Source organism: Verrucomicrobiia bacterium (assembly GCA_036405135.1).
GTDB lineage: Bacteria > Verrucomicrobiota > Verrucomicrobiia > Limisphaerales > JAEYXS01 > JAEYXS01.
On sequence record DASWYF010000048.1, the window covers coordinates 249,904 to 266,253 of the forward strand.

A 16,350-nucleotide genomic window follows, 5' to 3' on the forward strand; every position below is an offset into this window, starting at 1 on the left:
TTAACGCTACGGCGTGTATGCCTCTGACCTATCAAACAGGTGACGCAACACGTCCGCTCGGTGATGGGCAGAAAATTATCGTCCACGTCTGCAATGATGTCGGTGCTTGGGGCAAAGGCTTTGTCACCTCCATCAGCAAACGCTGGAAAGAACCTGAGGCTCGTTATCGCGCATGGTTTCAGGGCGAGGAGAAAATCCCTTTTGCTTTAGGCGAAGTGCAATTCGTCTCCGTTACTCCGGACATCACAATCGCCAATCTGATCGGCCAACGAAACATTCGCACGCGAACCAAAGTTCCCCCGATTCGTTACGATGCCGTTCAAGCAGGTTTGGCGAAAGTAGCAGAGCACGCGCTGAAACATTCCGCCTCTGTTCATATGCCTCGCATCGGGTGCGGCTTGGCCGGTGGCAAGTGGGAAGAGATACTTCCACTCATCGAGGCCGAACTGATCGCCCAAGGCATATCAGTGACGGTGTATGACTTCGCCTGAGTGAATCGTTGTGCCTTACGGCACCAGCGTCGCCATCACGCGATAGAATTTCTGCGCGCCTGTATTGCTCACGGCAAAGGTGTGGATATTACCATCCCCATTGAATGATTCCCCCGTGATCCACGTGGGCGAACTCAAGGACGTCGTGGATTGCAGTTCGTAATGGATGCCTGCCGTCGTGGCCAACGTGAAGGAGACATTCCCGCTCACCAACACTGGCATACCCAGCACCGGTGCGATCAGCGTAACTAACGGCGCATCCAGGGAGAGCAACGCCAGGCGATTGATGGTGATGTTACCGATGGCTGTGAAATTACCGCCAATCCACAGATGGCCATCAGTAGTGAGCGCAGCAGAATTCACGATCTGATTCGGATCCCAATCTTTACCACCAGCGAAGATCTGGTCCGCTGTGCCGTCCAGGCTGATACGCAGGAGTTGTTTGCGTTGATTGCCAGAAGCCACGGTGGTGGTGAAGTTACCGACTGCGATCACGCGTCCATCGGACATCGGAACAACTTCGCGCACCATGCCACCTGCCGTGATGTTCGTAAGTCCCCAAGAGGTATCCAATATGCCATTCGCGCTGAGGCGCGCGACGATGGGTTTGATCGGCGAGCTGTTGCCGACATTGCCGAAATCACCACCAATAACGATGTAGCCATTCACCAAGGCCAGAGAACGCACAGCACCATTGATGTAGGCGGGCGTGAACGAAGTATCGAGCGTGCCGGTATCGTTCAGGCGCGCCAGGTTCGTGATGGCCGTGCCATTGATGTTCGTGAAGGTGCCGCCGATGAGCACCTTGCCATCCGCTTGCACAAGAACGGCGTAGATATCCATCGTGCCGTTCGTGTTCGCGATGGTCGGGCGAAAGCCGCTATCGAACGCACCGCTGGAACTCAATCGCGCGAAACCTTTTTGCGCATTGCCTTGCACGGTGCTGAAGCGGCCACCTATGTAAACGGCTTGATCTGCATTCGTCGCCGCGCAACTGATATATTGATCATAGGCAGAGGTGCTCGCGTCGGTGTAACGACCGCCTGTGAAAGTCGTATCGATTGTGCCATCCGTGTTGAAACGGATGATGTTCGCGTAGCTCAAGGCGGGGAAAGCGTTCGCCAAGAGGCTGCCTACCACTAGCAATTTGCCATCGGGGAAACGGTAGAAATTACTCACACCGCCGCTGATGTAACCGGTGTTTAGACTGTTCGTGAGGCGGAAGTTGGTGGGGTTGCCATCACGCTGGAATTGCAGCAGAGGACCCGTGGTGATGCTGTTAAAAATTGAGAAGGCACCACCGACCAACACCGAGCCATCAGGCAACGAGATGACTTTGGTGATGCTATTACCAAACGTCCGACCTGACAGACTGAAGTCAGCCTCGGGCGTGCCGGGTGAAAGGTAAACCTCCGCCGTGACGACGGCGCTGGTGCTCATGCCGAACTGGTTGGAGACCACGGCGTAGATCGCGTTCGTGTTCGCGAAGGTGCGCGTCAGACTGTAGGAGAAATAGTTGCTGCCCGCACCGTAGGTCGTCGTGCGTGCGGTGTGCAGCGTGTTGTTCGTGTACCAATACAAGGTGGCCGAGACGCTCGAGGTGAAGCCGATGCTGACTGAGCCTGCACTCGTCAGGCGCGTGGTATAGGTGCGTACGCCTAGTGGTTGGATGGCGATGTAAGGCACGTCGGCGAGCTGAACAGAGACGGTGACCACTTTGCTGGTGCGCGAACCGAATTGATTGCTCGCCACGACGTAATACGTGCCTGCATCGCTGCCTTGCACGGAAGGGATATCGAGGATCTTCACGAAGCCGTTGCCGTTCGTGGGGTAATCATAATTCACCGCCGTGTGGCTGGGGATGAGAGAGTCATTGCGATACCAGTAGAACGCCAGCGGGGGAACGCCGTAAGCCGAAGCTGCGATGGTCAGGCGTGTGTTTTGGGTGGTACTGATGGTTGTGCCGATGGTCCGGATCTCGTTCGGGTATTCGAAGAAAACATCCGGAGCGGTGGTAAGAAAACTCTGCACCTTCACCACGGCGCTGGTGACTGAGCCTGCGCCGTTTTGCAGCACGGCGTAGTAAGTATCAGCAACAGCAGAAGGGTTCGAGATTCTTTGCAGCAGCGGTGTCTCGGTGCTGGTGAGATAGCTGCCATTCTTATACCAGAGCACGGCAGTCACCGGTGTGCCGGAAGCGACGAGGCTCAGGCTGAAGGGGCTATTCGTGATGACATATTGGTCTTTCAGATTTTCCGCGATGACGGGCAAGGTCGATACCTGAATCTGCGCGACGACACTGGTGATGGAGCCGAAATTATTGGTCACCACCACGGAGTAACCACCGGCATCGACGGCTTGAAAATCCGTGATGTAGAGTGCGGGGCTGGCGGGAGCTGTGGGTGATGTGCCAGCGGCGAGCGTGGCGTATTTGGGACCGTTCACCAAAGGCACGCCGTCTTTTTGCCAGAACCAGCCGATTGGTGGTGTGCCGGTGACCGTGCAGGTAATGACCGGTGTCTGGGTGAGTGCCCAGTAGTTATTGCTCGGCTGCACGAGGAAGGTCGGTGATTCGCCAGCGCCGACGGTGAGCACGGTGTTGGTCGAAGCATTGCCCACACCGTTACCGACCACGACACTGTAGGTACCCGAGTTGGCGGGTTGGATGTTATTGAGGGGATAGGTGGATTGCGTGGCGCCATCGATTGGCGTGTTGTTCCTGGACCATTGATAGGTCATGGGCAGATCGCTCAAGGCGGTCACGCTCAACACGATGTCTGTATTGATGATGCGCGTGCCACCACCGCTGATCGAACTGATGACGGGTGCCATGGGGCTGGGCGCTTCACCATCGGTGATGCGCACGATGCCGACTTGATTGCCGCCATCTTCCTCGGGATCGAGATGCTCACGGTGAATTTCATAGTAAGCGGGGACGCTGACACCGCTGACGGAGAAGAAAACGAACACATCCACCGTGGAATCATTGAACCAGCCGGTGAGGTCCAGATAGAGCACATCGTAATTTTTGAAAGCGGACCAAGTGCCGGATCGAGGAGAGATGCCAGAGGCGGCAGGCACCGAGTAGGTGCCATTGGCGTGCAACACCGCTTTATAACTGCCGGTGGATTCATAGGCGGCATTGCCACCTTTGCTTACGATCTGCAGCCAGAGAGTTTTGCCCGCCAACTGGCTGGGCAAAAGATTTGCAGCAGAGTATTCAGCCCCCGCGGAATTCTGCACCACCCCGAGCATCAGCAATAGCCCCAACCACACCCCAGTGAAACGATTCATAATACACCGCAAGATTGGCAAAAAATTCGCTTACCGATGAAAAGCCGACAGAGCTTTAAACGGATTGGATGAAACGCATCTGGAAAGCGTCAACTTCCTTGCAATCAAGCGGTTGGAGGAGAAGCAAAAGGTGAGCCTAAGTCAAACGTGAGAATGCGTTTTGAAATGAAAAGATTTATCCCTTTTTGTCCATAGGGAAACAATGGAGGCTTTGTTAGGGCCAAGTGGAAGGAGCAAAAAAACGAACCTGCTATTAACTAATTTTCTTCTCTCGTAGCAAATCTAGTGCGATGGCGGCGGCGGCGACTTCGGCGGCTTTTTTGCTCTTGCCGGTGCCGCGTGCCAATTCGCGACCGGTGTGCCAGACGGCGCACTCGAACTCACGATCGTGATCGGGACCCGTGGCTGAGACCACCTCATAACGCGGAGCTTCCACTGAGGTAGATTGCAGGAATTCCTGCAACGCACCTTTGGGATTTTCCACCTTGGGCAGGTGGTCGAGGTTATCGAGCTGCGAGCGAAATTGTTTGATGAGCGTGGCGCAAGCGCAGTCCTGGCCGCTATCCAGATAGACTGCACCGATCACAGCTTCAAAGGCGTCTGCCAAGATGGAAGGACGCAAGCGACCGCCGTTGGCTTCTTCGCCCCGGCTCATGATGAGGTAGTCGCCGAGCTTCAGGAACATCGCGCGTTCCGCGAGCGAGTTCTGGTTCACCAAGCGGGCGCGACCTTTGGTGAGGGAACCTTCATCCGCATCAGGAAAACGGTCGTAGAGTTCGCGGGTGAGACAGAGCTGGAGAACGGCGTCACCGAGGAATTCGAGGCGCTGGTTGTGCTCCGTTTCGCCCGACTCATGGGACATGGAAGGGTGCGTCAGGGCCAGGCGTAACAGTTCCGGCTGGCGGAACCTATAACCCAGAGCGGATTCTAATTGTGCATGTATGCTCACGCTGATTTAGAGGCCCACGATCTGGCCGAAACCGCTTACAACATCGTGCTTATGGCCGAGACTCTTACGTTGACCAGATGGAAAACGTAATCCGGTAAGTTACGGAGTTATGACGGGGAAGAACCCGGTTTGATTTCATCCTCCGGAACGGGCGCAGGCGGGATCGCAGTGGCTTCTTCCACGAAAGGTGGGGCTTCACCGGAAGATTTCAAAGGCGGTTCTTCGGACGTGGCATCAGCCGGAGCTGCCGCAGCATCAGCGGGTGCTTCCGTGGTCACAGAGGGGAGAGGTTGCGCGGTGGGTTCGGAACCAGGCAAGCCGTGTTCGAGCAAGTTCGCCACGTCATGCTGCACCTGTTGCAATTGATCGAGCTGCAGATCGGGATCGGGAATGGTGAAGATATCGCCCGTCTTGGGCTGTTCATAGACGAACACGCGCTGGCCTTCCTGTTTGAACTGGCTCTGGATTTTCAGGAGGCGTTTGCGCTCGAGCATCACGGCGAGGATGTAACTCGCGGCGGCATACTTGGGGTCATTCAGCTCCACCAGTTTGCGCAGGAGTGTTTCGGCGGTGTCTTTCTGGATCGCATCGGGTGCTTGCGCAGGAGGCGCGTGATAGACGCCCTGCCATTGGGAGATGAAGCCTTTGCGGTCCTTGGCTCCGGCAGCGAATTGCTCCTGCCAGCACTTCTCGCACACGTCCATGCGTTGATACTCGTGTTTTTCATCGCACAAGACCGTGCGATACGGCTGCTTGTCAGCGAACTTCTGCTGGCACGCCTGGCAATGATGCGCCCGTGACTGAATGTTCCAATCGATCATGGAAAATGGTTGTTAAACCCGCTGCTCCGCTTAGGATGCTGGGCCATTATCGCCTGAGATTAAACGACTTCAACCCATTTTCATGAACGCGGAACTAGAGATCAAGTTAGCCCAAGTGCGGGCCGTAATCAAAGAACAGAAGGCTGCCGGTGCGCTTTTCGGCCTGCAACCGAACTTCTCGTGGCTCGCCTGCGGAGGCGAGGCCCACATCCCGCTGAACACCGACAAATCGTTCGGCCAGCTCCTCGTCACTCCCAAAGGACTCTACGTTTTCGCCACGCGCATCGAGATGCCGCGCCTCTTGAATGAAGCTCTCAAGGGCCTCGGTGCCAAGCCGCTCGTGTATGAGTGGTTCGATGCGCCGGGTGCGCTGGAAACGCTGAAGAGCGTGGTGGACCCGAAGAAGGTTCTCTCGGATAACGGCGAATGGGGCACGCAAGCGCGTCCGGAACTCTTCGCGCCATTGCACTATTCCCTGCAACCCATCGAAGTGAAACGCTACCTCGCGTTGGGCAAGGCGACGGAAGCCGCGATGAACGAAGTGTGCAAGGCTATCAAGCCGGGTCAGACGGAGTTTAATCTCGCCGGTCAATTGGCCGATGCCGCATGGCAGCGTGATCTCACGCCCGTGGTCTTGCTCGTGGCCACGGATGAGCGCGTGAAGAATTTCCGTCATCCGCTGCCGACGAAGAAGAAGCTCAAGAAATACGCGATGCTCGTGCTGTGCGCACGTCAGCATGGCTTGATCGTGGCGATGACGCGCCTCGTGCATTTCGGCAAGTTGAGCGAAGACCTGAAGCGGCGTCATGCGGCGGTGTGTCTCGTGGATACGGCGATGCACCAGAGCACGCGCATCGGCACGCCGGTGCGTGAAGTGTTCCGTCGTGCGACGGCGACGTATGCGCAGCAAGGTTTCCCGGATGAGTGGCATCTTCACCATCAGGGCGGACCATGCGGCTATCAGGGTCGCGATTATCTCGGTTCACCGACGGCGCAAGGCGTAGTGCTGGAGAACCAACCTTACGCGTGGAATCCCTCCATCACCGGTACGAAGAGCGAAGACACGATCCTCGCGACCGCCAAGGGACCGATTGTGGTCACCGAATCCAAGGACTGGCCGATGGTCAGCGTGGAGTGGGATGGTAAGATCGTGAAACGGCCGGATATTTTGGTGAGGTAATGGAGCGCGAGTCTCTGACTCGCAGCAATGTGATAATTGCAATGACTTTCCGAACGGGCAGTGCCTGTCGGATAGCGTTTTGCTTGGGTGTGTTGCTGCGGGCAGGAAACCACCATTCGTCATTTCCACGCATCGCGCCACTGGTCTTGATGCCAGCGCCCCTCATCCATCTCGATGAGGTCGAAGTCCGTGATGACCTTGCCGTCATCCGCGAATCCATATTCCTTGATCATGTCCGGGATGAAGCCATCCGTCTCATCGTCGCGCCAGCCGCGTTTGCTCATGAAGCTGTTATAGATGAGGATCTGTTCATCCGTCAGGCGGCGTCCATTGCTCTCACACCATTCGAGCACTTCCGCATCTGACTTGCCGGAGAGCACCAGGCTCTTCACATCCTCGTAACGCACGCCGAAATAGCGGCACGTGCGCCCATCGAAGCCCTTGCCCAGCATATCGAAATAATCCGCTGGCAGCTTGCCCGCCGCGTGCAGACGGATCTTCGAACACATACGCGCGAAGTAAAAGATACCGCGCGTTTTCTCGTAACAACCCTTGATGCCTTCGATCTTCATGATGATGGAAGCATCGGGTAAAAGAGGAGGAATGGCCAATCGCTTTTTCCCGATGGCCCTTGACCGCAGATTAGAGCGGTAAAAAAAATCCTGTAGCCTGGTGGCTGAAGAATGAGAAGGGCGGTCTTTTTGGGTTCTGGCTTCGTTTCGGCTCAGTCACAGGGTCTTGGGGACCTGCTCCTTCGCCAAAGCCTCGCCAGAACCCAAAAATCCTCGCTCCACCCGGCTACATCATTTTTTTAAACCGCTCTAACAGGTATGAAGGGAAAACGGATCGTTGCTCTGGTTTACGCTCCTTGAATTTAATAGCACCGGCTTCAATGAACCTGCTGCAGGTCACAGACCCTCGTCCCGTTTGCGCTTGCGGGGCGGGTGGGTTTCGTCACTCTTGCGGGATGAATTCCTTGCTTCGTTTTTTAGCCGTGCTTTGTCTTTTTTTAACGACAGCAGTGCAGGCAGCGCATCCTTTCCTGGCGTGTGATTACGGCGGGAACAAGGTTTGCCGGGTCTCGGCGGAGGGCAAGATCGAGTGGCAATATGATTGCAAGAACCCGCAAGACATCTGGTTGTTGCCCAATGGCAATTACCTGTTCTGCTATGTTAATGGTGCGGTGGAGGTGACGCCCGATGCGGAAAAGAAAATCGTTTGGGAATACAAAGCACCCAGCGATGTGAAGTGTGAGGTGCATGCCTGCCAACCCTTGACCGATGGCAAAGTGATGATCGTGGAGACGGGCACCAGCCGCATCATCGAGGTGGATCGCGCGGGCAAGATCGCCAAAGAGATCAAGCTCACGACGGACCCGGCCGTGAAGATGCACAACCAGTATCGCGGCACACGCAAGTTGGCGAACGGTCATTACATCGTGTGCTTCAAGGGCGAGGGAAAGATTGTGGAACTGGACAAGGAAGGTAAGACCGTGCGTGAACTCAAAGTGCCTGGTGATCCGCATGGTGCCGTCTCCGTGGGCAAAGGTCATCTGCTTGTGACTTGCGGCGATGGCCACAAGGTCCAGGAATTCGATAAAGACGGCAAAGTCGTTTGGGAACTGAACGAGAATGATCTGGAAGGCAATCCGTTACGCTTGATGGCCGGTTGCCAGCGTTTGCCGAATGGAAACACGATCTTCTGCAATTACCTTGGTCACGGTCACATCGGCAAACAGCCGCAAGTGCTCGAGGTGACACGGGACAAGAAAGTGGTCTGGCTGGTGGAGGACCACGTCCAGTTCAAGACTATCAATCAGATTCAGTTGCTGGATGTGAAGGGGAATGTGGTGAAGGGCGAAATATTGCGGTAAGCCTACTTCACATACGGCGAGTTACCTTCTGCTTTCGCTGAAAAAGTTTCCGCGCTGATATCGCCAGTCTTGCCGCGCATCAGAATATTCCCGCGCACGAGTACTCCTTTGGAGCGGCCGGCCACCATCACGGATTGAGTGAGCGTGGGTTCTTCGCGGCGATCAGCGATGATGCAGTCGGAGATGGAGACGTTGTGCGAGCCTTGCACAAAGATGCCGCGATGCCCCGGCTCGTAGATCTGGCTGGAAGTGATCTTCACACCATCCGAGTCGATCACTTCGATAGCACCACCCTCTTCAAGTGAACCGGCCCGGATGTCCTCCATCTGTATTCCGCTCAAGGTGATGGCCTTGCATTTCTTCAAGGTGATGCCGCCGGTCACGTCTCCGCGATAATCCGGATTGTGATCAATAACCTGCGTGCCCACGGAGATGTTCCGGCATTCTTCGAGGAGCAGCGCATGCTCGTGACCGACGAATGTGGTGTTGCCGCTGAGCACGATCCCGCGTGCGCGCACCAAGTGCACATTCACCTTCTGGCTGCTGATCATGTTGCCCGTGATGCTGATGACGCCCACTTTGTCCGCCGATTCCGCATTGCCGATGAAGCGGATGTTCGCACCGCCCGGACTCGGCTTCGCCTGAATGGTGTTACTGGCGATGGTTCCTTCCCGCACGCTGCCTTCCGTGACGTCGATGAGAATGTCCGCCGAAGCCTCTGCCTTCAGGTCGTAGTTGTATTCGATGTCGTTACCCGTGAAATGAAAATTACGGATCTCACTCGCCGCGATCTTGATGCCACCACTCTTACAATAGCTGATGTGGCTGCCATGGATGATGGCCTGATGAACGTTCACGCGATCGAAGAACACACCCACACCTGTGTTGTTATAGATGTGGCAACTGTCTATGAGCACATTGCGATTACGTTCATAGAGACGGATGCCATCACGCACATTGCGGATGAGCGTGGCGCGCACCGTCGGTTGCATCACCTTCACGAACTCAATGCCGTCAGCCTCTGCATGTGTGCCGACGATCTCCAAGCCATCCACCTGCGGCATGCGTTCCTTTTCCCAGACGCCGGGTTTGAATGAAGCCGGATCAGCAGAACCCATATGCGTGCCAGTAAAGCGGAAGGCCGGACCCGCTCCAGACATCGTGACACGCCCAACACCGCCTAGGCCGGTGAAGCTGGTCACACCGCGCTCGGCGAGCTTCACTTCGATGGTTTTGGTGAGAAGATAATTGCCCTTGGGAAATTCCAGCACGCCATCGTTCGCCTCATGCACAGCCTTTTGGATGGCGGCGGTGTCATCGGTCTTGCCATCGCCTTTTGCGCCGAAGTCGCGCACGGAAGCGGCTTCAGCGAGCAGCGGGATTAAACTTACGGCACCGAAAATAAAGCACACAGCTAGACGGTTCATAGTTCGGGCAGAAGATGCGGTTGCAGGCTCAACCAGTTCAGACTGGCGGACAGTTTAGACCCAAGGCACTATAACGAGCAACGCCGAATCCGAGATGAGAAAACATTTCCAAAGGATGCAGAAAGTACTGTGGCTCCTCCTGCTGCTGCCATTGACGGCGTGCCAGTCCTCACGTGTCCAGACGCCCGTCACACCACCGCAACCTTACATGCGTGTGACACGGGCTGCGGGTGGCACAGCCTCGCTGGATATCGTTATCCGCGAATTCCACGGACCCAAGAAGCGCGATCCTATCGTCTATCTCGTGGGCGTGTCCCACATCGGTGATGCAGAATATTACCAGACGGTGCAGAACCGGTTGGAAGCAACGGAGTTAGTTTTGTTTGAAGGCGTGCGCGCCAGTGAAGAGCGCGCCAAACCCAAGCCGCACGATACTTCTGCTCCACCGCCGCCGAAGATGCCGGTGCGGGCGACGAACGAGTTCTCCTTGCAAGCGGATCTGGCGAAATCGCTGGGATTGGAGTTCCAGCTCGATGTGGTCAATTACGAACGTCCGCACTTCCTGAACAGTGATATGACCATCACGCAGATCATGGAGGTGTTGAATCCCGGCAAGCGCTTCGGCCCGCCGGGCTCAGGCAAGCCGGTGCAGGCACCGAATGATGATTCTGGCGCGGCGCAGTTCGATAACCTGATGTCCGCGATGGATGGCTCCGGTTTTATGGGCGGCGTGTTGCAGATGATGGTGAAATTCATCGGAGCCAGTCCGAAGATACAGACCTTGGTGAAGCTCTCGTTCATCGAGATGCTGGGCAGCTTGGAAGGTGATCTCTCGCGCATGGAGATGCCCTCACCGGGCTTGAAGGAACTGCTAAAAGTTCTGATCGAGAAGCGTAATCACGTGGTGATGGATGACCTGCGCGCCAGCCTCGCGGAGAAGCATCCGCCGAAGACGATCGCGATCTTTTACGGTGCCGCGCATATGCCGGATATGGATACGCGCCTGCAAACGGAACTGAATTATCGTCCGATGAAAGATGAGTGGTTGAAAGCATTCAGCGTGGACCCGGTGAAAGCCGGAGTGAGCCAGGCCGAAGTGCAGATGGTCAAAGGTGTAGTGGAATGGCAAATGAAGATGCTGAAACCGGCGAAGCCGAGGGAGTAGATAGTGGATAGTTGAGGGGATGAATTAACCGAAAACGGATGAACCGTTTCGTAAAATATCTTGTGACGGCGGCGGCTGGTTTGCTGCTGCTGGTCGCTGGCTTAATCGGTTTGATTGAGTGGCAGAGATGGCGGTCATTGCGTGAGGTCAAGCAAGTGGTCGCGCAAATCGCTCCCGGCACACCGTTCACAAATGTGGTGCAGCAGTTGGGGAAGCCAGTGGATGTGATTGCCGATAGCCTATACATGCTTCTGCGCGGCACTCGGAAAGAGGAAAACTTTGTAGGGGATAAAGTTCTGCACATGTTTTTGCATCGCGGACCACCATTCCGCTGGATACTGATCTATACTGACAAGGATTCTTCGCGGGTGGTTTATGCGGACTGGACATCGATGTGAATGTGCCTGAGGGGAAACCGAAAATGAAATTCAGTGAAATCAAGTTTAAGCGGGATGGTGACTACCCTTGGTCAGAGGGTAAAATGGCTCGTATCGCGTTCAAAGATTGTGAGAACCGTCTGACCTTGGATGAGGATGGCTATTTTTACGCAGCCGAGGATGATGAAGTCGACAGACCTCAAAAGGTGATTGTGACGGCTTACCATGAAGTTGCTGGGAAATTGGTGGATCATCACCGAACCGCATTTGAACACTTCATCGAGAATGCGAGTGCCTATGAAACAAGGCTTTTAAAGTATTTGGGGGACATTGCCGCAGAGAATATTAAATCTGCATTGGCAGTGAAGAGCTGGAGACAGGAATTGATGTTGTTCTTAATCGGAAAAGGCGGGCTGAAATCGTTCATCAAGAAACATTCCCTTGATGCTCCGGACGGCATTAAGAAACAGATCGTGTGGACTGGCCTTGGCCTCTATGACCAAGGTATTGATGGGGTTGGGTTGATTACCGTGGATTTTCACTGTGGTTGGGATGACGAACATGGGATCAGTGTGCTGATGCATAAGGGCAAAGTCCTCTGTCATGGAGGTCTTGCAGATTATTCAAATCGCGGTGATTCCTTGCTTGAGACGGCCAAATGCGACCAGAGCCATTGCAAGGGGTACGACCTCAAGTTGTGAAGAGTGGCCTTGCTTGCTCGCGTTAGCGGGACTGGTCGTTGATGTGAATATTTATGCCAAATCCTATCAATCTTGAGCTGGTCATTGGCGGCTCTAAAGAAGGCACGGAATACCGTTTTATCGGGGATGAGGCGTCCTTGCGGCAGTTGGCGCAGGATATCCTTAATCGGTTGGATGGAAAAGAGCCGGGGCCATGGCCGGGAACAGCCTCGATGATTTCTTGTGAACCAGTCGCGCATGAAAGTGGATTGATATTTAAAAGCAAAGGGAATGCTTTTTTGTCGTTCCAGAAATCCAGCTCAACGGATAAGGATCAGCAAATCTCTGACTTGGAGCAACAGCTCGCCCAAGCCCGCAGACATACTGAAAAAGCACAGTTGGAACGCTTCAGTTGGAAAGAGTTAACGGCAGCCTTTGAAGCACTGGCTTCGGCGCAACGGGCTTTGGCGGCTGCCAAAGGGATGCCCTACGCAGTGCCTTACGATATTGGATTCAAACCTGAAGCCGCTGTGCCTGATCCGATCATCTTTCAGAGTGAAGACGCCATCATGCTGGCATTCTGTGCGGTGAAAGAAATGCCTGATGGTATGCGGGCGGATGCGGGATTCGGTATTATCGATTTCAAAGGCTGCATGGCCACCAAGTTCGGTTACCCCAATGATGAAGCGTTACCCGGACATCCTTTATATGAATGGGGCCTGTCGGCCTACGATGTGTTTGAAGTCATCAACTCCAAATGGGTGAAGGAAATGGCGGAGCAGAACAAGGTGGTTTTTCCTGAGCACACGATGTCTCCTCGACGACATTTCATTTTCACCTTTCATGACACGACATTCGAATGCGTCACCCGTGAATTGCATGCTTCGTTGAGCACGAAATCTTACCCGGAGATTTCCGAAGAGTTGAGGCGAAGGGTGATGGGAGGGTGATGCCGATGGGAAAAGATTTCTTTCGGCTATACTGGAAAGACCAGTGTCTCGGCACCATCAGTGAAATTGAATGGGCCGATTTTCCTTGGGCGCAGGGAAGATTTCATGCTGGTGATATGAGCGGGGAAGTGCGTGAAGTTCTCGATTATATCACCACGCAATCTGCCACAGAGGATGGGTTGATTGATTGGCCGTTTGCCGAGGAGTTGGGTGAGCAGTGGAAAATTGTCGCACCTGACGGCATGACGAAGGAGATCGCGCCTCCTATCATTGATTTTGAAGAAGGCTCGATTACTTGGAGGTAAGGCAGTTCCGCCTCCTTGTGTCGGCGGCTACGATTAGAAACAAAACAGCCGCCCTGGTTTCCCAAGGCGGCTGGAAGTCGATCAGTTAGCGCGGACTGACGTCCACGGCTACAGATTTAGAGTTTCGCCATCGCGTTATCGAGGGCGGTGTAGAGCGTGTTCATCGTCGCTTCCGTTTCATCACCCATGTTGGAGATGCGGAACGTCGTGCCCTTGATCTTGCCGTAGCCGCCGTCGATGAGGAAACCTTGTTCCTTCACCAGCTTCTGGAGCTTGGCGATGTCCACGGTACGGCCACCGGGCTTCGCACCGTTGTTAATGCACGTGAGCGTGACGGATTCGAATCCGGCATCCGGGAACAAGTTGAAGCCGTGCTTCGCCGCCCAGGCGCGTGTAGCCATGTTCAGCTTCAAGTGACGGGCATAGCGCGCGTCCAGACCTTCGGCGAAGAACTCGTCGAGCTTGGAGCCGAGCGCGTAGATGTGCGAGATGCTCGGGGTGCTCGGGGTCATGCTTTCCTTCGCGTTCTTATCGAATTCCACGAAGTCGAAGTAGTAACCGCGATCTTTCACCGTGGCAGCCTTAGCCAGGGCGGCAGGCGAGGCGGTGAACACCGTGAGGCCCGGAGGCAAGGCGAACGCTTTCTGCGTGCCGGCGAGCAAGACGTCGATGCCGAGCTTGTCGAAGTTCAGCGGCACGGCGGTCATGGAGCTGACGGCGTCCACGATGAACATGACGTCGGGATACTTCTGCTTCAGCGCGGCGATCTCTTCCAGCGGGCTCATGGTGCCGGTGGAGGTTTCGTTATGAATCAGCGTGAGCGCGTCGAACTGGCCGGTGGCGAGTTTCTTGTCGATGGCCTCGGCGCGGATGGGCGAGCCCCATTCGGATTGCAGGCCTTCGGCGTCCTTGCCGCAGCGCTTGGAGACGTCCAGCCACTTGTCAGAGAAGGCGCCCTTCATGCAGTTCAGGACCTTCTTGGTGACGAGGTTACGCAGGGAGCCTTCCATCACACCCCAAGCAGAAGAGGTGGAAAGATAGACGAGCTGCTTCGTGCCGAGCAGGGTCTGGAGCTGGGGCTGGATCTTGCCGTAGAGGTCTTTGAAGCCTTGGGAGCGGTGACCGATCATGGGCGAGCGGAACGCCTGCCATGTCTTCTCGTTGACTTCGACGGGACCCGGGATATGCAGTTTGACGTGTGCCATAAAAATGCTCGTGAAATTTTTCACAAGCGGTCTGGGAACGCAAGGGGATTTCAGAGAATGACCAATGATGAAATCCTAATGACGAAGGAATGGATAAAATCGCAAATCCAAAGCTCCAAACACCAGGGAAATTTCAATCCTCAAACTCCAAGGAGAGCACATCGCGGGCTGATTTGATGTTTGAGTATTCTTTGGAGCTTGGGGTTTGGGATTTGAAGTTTTGTTTGGACAGGGTTTCGCAGGATGAGGGAAAAATCGACCCCGCTTGCGTGAGTTTTGGGCGGTATGCGTCGGGTTCCCGCGCTGGGGGTGCGAAATCAGGGCTGGATGGTGGTAAAAACGGGCTGGCATCGGTTGTGCTTAATAAAAATTCACCGCAGAAAAAGCGGTCAAGATATGCGCTGGAATCCAAAGAGGCGGCGTGGTTTTTCGCTCATCGAACTGATGGTGGTCATCGCCATCGTACTCATCCTTGCCGGGATGCTGCTGCCGGCTTTGACGAAAGGAAAGATGAAGGCCAAGCAGACGGAGTGCACGAGTCATCTGCGGCAGTCGGGGCTGGCTTTCCGAATGTTCGCCGATGATCACGACAACCGTCTCCCCATGCAGGTGAGTGTGAAGCGGGGCGGCACGATGGAGTACGCGAACAAGGGGGAGACGTGGCGGCATTTTCAGGTGATGTCCAATCTGCTGGTGGACCCGAAGCTGCTGGTGTGCCCGGCGGATAAGAGCCGTTCCATCACGAATTGGAGCAAGCTGGGCAATGCGAACACGAGTTACTTCGTGGGATTAGACGCGAAGATCGGTTCAGCGCACCAGATGCTGGCGGGTGACCGGAATATTTTGACGCCGGGATATCAAACGCCCGGAGTGGTGCCGGTAAGACCGGAGATGCAGATATTTTGGACGGAGGAGATGCATCAGTTCCGGGGGAACATCCTGTTTGGCGATGGACACGTGCAAGCGATGGATAGTGAGGGCTTGCAACGGGTGGTGACGCAGCACGCGATGAAATAGGTGACGCATGAACGAAACTTGGAAAACACGCGGCCGGATGGCGTTTCGGGGGATCGAGTTGCTGCTGGCGTTCGCACTGCTGGCGGTCTTGATCGAACTGGTGCTGGTGCTGGTGAATGCGCCCGATCCAGTGCCGGAGATCCGTTTCATCCGGGTTCAAACGCCGCCGCAAGAAGCGGCATTGCCGAATGGATTGAAACCGGTGGAGATGCCAGTGACTGCCGCGCCTGAACTGGCAGCGGCTCCGCTGAAACCAGTCGCAGCGCCAAGGCCTGTGGTACGTAAACCTGAACCGCCGGCTCCGCCTGCGTTGCTGGATTTTGCGAATCTGCGCCGTTTGTTGGGAGGACGTGGTGGGGGCAGTTCAGCGGGTGGCAGTGCTGGCGGTCAGGGCAGTGTGGCGAACGATCCGGCTCCGCCACCCACGGTGGTGATGGGGCCGGGAGTGATTCCGGCACCGGATGCGCCGCCGACCAGTGGTAATCCGCCTGTTCCTGGCACGCCACCACCTGCACAAGCGCCTACCAATGGTGAAAATCCGGTGGTATCAAACACGAGCACGAACAACACACATCTGGAGAGCACGAATACGTTTCGCATCTCGGTGCCGTGAGGC

The 16,350-nt window shown here is 55.4% G+C and carries 16 protein-coding genes; 10 read left to right on the plus strand and 6 right to left on the minus strand.

Annotated features, from left to right (window positions below; genetic code table 11):
* Positions 1-17: 17 nt before the first annotated feature.
* The gene (locus VGH19_22870) at positions 18-491 is read left to right on the plus strand and encodes a macro domain-containing protein (GenBank protein HEY1174227.1); all 474 of its coding nucleotides are present in this window, start codon (positions 18-20) and stop codon (positions 489-491) included.
* Between the two features lie 15 nt (positions 492-506).
* Here VGH19_22870 and VGH19_22875 read toward each other — a convergent pair whose 3' ends face one another.
* From VGH19_22875 to VGH19_22885, 3 genes are all read right to left on the minus strand, one after another.
* Complete coding sequence (locus VGH19_22875) at positions 507-3,785, minus strand: immunoglobulin domain-containing protein (protein HEY1174228.1); 3,279 nt, start codon at positions 3,783-3,785, stop codon at positions 507-509.
* A gap of 253 nt (positions 3,786-4,038) precedes the next feature.
* Entirely contained in the window at positions 4,039-4,734 is a 696-nt protein-coding gene (gene rnc, locus VGH19_22880) for a ribonuclease III (protein HEY1174229.1), read from the minus strand.
* A gap of 107 nt (positions 4,735-4,841) precedes the next feature.
* Complete coding sequence (locus VGH19_22885) at positions 4,842-5,555, minus strand: hypothetical protein (protein ID HEY1174230.1); 714 nt, start codon at positions 5,553-5,555, stop codon at positions 4,842-4,844.
* An 82-nt stretch (positions 5,556-5,637) separates the two neighbouring features.
* On the opposite strand from VGH19_22885, the gene VGH19_22890 reads away from it, so the two are divergent.
* Positions 5,638-6,735, plus strand: coding sequence for a M24 family metallopeptidase (locus VGH19_22890; protein ID HEY1174231.1), 1,098 nt, complete (start codon positions 5,638-5,640; stop codon positions 6,733-6,735).
* A gap of 119 nt (positions 6,736-6,854) precedes the next feature.
* Here the strand turns inward: VGH19_22890 and VGH19_22895 are convergent, their stop codons facing one another.
* Positions 6,855-7,307 carry a DUF5069 domain-containing protein gene (locus tag VGH19_22895; protein HEY1174232.1) on the minus strand — a complete coding sequence of 151 codons (453 nt, stop codon included), beginning with the start codon at positions 7,305-7,307 and terminating at the stop codon, positions 6,855-6,857.
* A gap of 422 nt (positions 7,308-7,729) precedes the next feature.
* On the opposite strand from VGH19_22895, the gene VGH19_22900 reads away from it, so the two are divergent.
* Positions 7,730-8,608, plus strand: coding sequence for a PQQ-binding-like beta-propeller repeat protein (locus VGH19_22900; GenBank protein HEY1174233.1), 879 nt, complete (start codon positions 7,730-7,732; stop codon positions 8,606-8,608).
* Between the two features lie 2 nt (positions 8,609-8,610).
* On the opposite strand, the gene VGH19_22905 is transcribed toward VGH19_22900, so the two are convergent.
* Positions 8,611-10,035: a right-handed parallel beta-helix repeat-containing protein gene (locus VGH19_22905; protein ID HEY1174234.1), complete on the minus strand. Its 1,425-nt coding sequence runs from the start codon at positions 10,033-10,035 to the stop codon at positions 8,611-8,613.
* A 115-nt stretch (positions 10,036-10,150) separates the two neighbouring features.
* Here VGH19_22905 and VGH19_22910 point away from each other — a divergent pair, with 115 nt between their 5' ends.
* The 5 genes from VGH19_22910 to VGH19_22930 are packed head-to-tail and all read left to right on the plus strand — an operon-like array spanning position 10,151 to position 13,512.
* The gene (locus tag VGH19_22910; protein ID HEY1174235.1) at positions 10,151-11,200 is read left to right on the plus strand and encodes a hypothetical protein; all 1,050 of its coding nucleotides are present in this window, start codon (positions 10,151-10,153) and stop codon (positions 11,198-11,200) included.
* Positions 11,201-11,238: 38 nt separating this feature from the next.
* Positions 11,239-11,598: a hypothetical protein gene (locus VGH19_22915; protein ID HEY1174236.1), complete on the plus strand. Its 360-nt coding sequence runs from the start codon at positions 11,239-11,241 to the stop codon at positions 11,596-11,598.
* Positions 11,595-12,278, plus strand: a complete 684-nt coding sequence (locus tag VGH19_22920) for a hypothetical protein (protein HEY1174237.1) — start codon at positions 11,595-11,597, stop codon at positions 12,276-12,278. The genes VGH19_22915 and VGH19_22920 overlap by 4 nt, the downstream gene beginning before the upstream one ends.
* Before the next feature lie 53 nt (positions 12,279-12,331).
* The gene (locus VGH19_22925) at positions 12,332-13,207 is read left to right on the plus strand and encodes a hypothetical protein (protein ID HEY1174238.1); all 876 of its coding nucleotides are present in this window, start codon (positions 12,332-12,334) and stop codon (positions 13,205-13,207) included.
* Between the two features lie 5 nt (positions 13,208-13,212).
* Positions 13,213-13,512 carry a hypothetical protein gene (locus VGH19_22930; protein ID HEY1174239.1) on the plus strand — a complete coding sequence of 100 codons (300 nt, stop codon included), beginning with the start codon at positions 13,213-13,215 and terminating at the stop codon, positions 13,510-13,512.
* A 116-nt stretch (positions 13,513-13,628) separates the two neighbouring features.
* On the opposite strand, the gene VGH19_22935 is transcribed toward VGH19_22930, so the two are convergent.
* A complete protein-coding gene (locus VGH19_22935) occupies positions 13,629-14,717 on the minus strand; it encodes an alanine--glyoxylate aminotransferase family protein (protein ID HEY1174240.1) in 1,089 nt (362 codons plus the stop codon).
* 396 nt (positions 14,718-15,113) lie between these two features.
* Here VGH19_22935 and VGH19_22940 point away from each other — a divergent pair, with 396 nt between their 5' ends.
* The gene (locus tag VGH19_22940; protein HEY1174241.1) at positions 15,114-15,734 is read left to right on the plus strand and encodes a type II secretion system protein; all 621 of its coding nucleotides are present in this window, start codon (positions 15,114-15,116) and stop codon (positions 15,732-15,734) included.
* 7 nt (positions 15,735-15,741) lie between these two features.
* The gene (locus VGH19_22945; protein ID HEY1174242.1) at positions 15,742-16,347 is read left to right on the plus strand and encodes a hypothetical protein; all 606 of its coding nucleotides are present in this window, start codon (positions 15,742-15,744) and stop codon (positions 16,345-16,347) included.
* The last annotated feature ends 3 nt before the right edge of the window (positions 16,348-16,350 follow it).